Below are 510 nucleotides of genomic sequence, written 5' to 3'. Positions count from 1 at the left end.
GGCTGGCGCCGCATCGGTACCGCGATCGTCCGTTGGCCCGCGCCGGTTCTCGCGGTGACGATCGCGATCGCGCTGATCGGCCTGCTGGCCCTGCCCGGCTACAAGACGGACTACGACACCCGGCACTTTCTGCCACCAGACACTCCGGCCAACATCGGCTACGCCGCGGCCGACCGGCACTTCGACCAGGCTCGGCTGAACCCCGAGCTGTTGATGATCGAGACCGATCACGACCTACGTAACCCCGCCGACTTCATCGTGCTGGACAAGGTCGCCAAAGCGGTCTTCCACATCCCCGGTATCGGCCGGGTACAGACCATAACCCGTCCGCTGGGCACGCCTCTTGACCACAGCACCCTCGGGTTCCAGATGGGCGCACAGGCCGCGGGCCGGATCCAGACGCAGCACTACCAGGAGGAGCAGGCGAAGAACTTGCTCAAGCAGGCAGACGAGCTGCGCAAGACGATGGCGACGCTGCACGAGCAGATGAAGGTCACCCAGGATCTGACC

At 65.5% G+C, this 510-nt stretch carries 1 pseudogene; it reads left to right on the top strand.

Annotation, left to right across the window (positions count from 1 at the left end):
* Positions 1 to 510, top strand: a pseudogene (locus A5658_RS12265) (MMPL family RND transporter); the annotation flags it as partial.

The organism is Mycobacterium sp. 1245111.1, assembly GCF_001673405.1.
In the GTDB taxonomy this organism is placed as follows: domain Bacteria; phylum Actinomycetota; class Actinomycetes; order Mycobacteriales; family Mycobacteriaceae; genus Mycobacterium.
The sequence above is the reverse complement of the archived record's forward strand: the minus strand, read 5'-3'. Positions and strand labels throughout refer to the sequence as shown.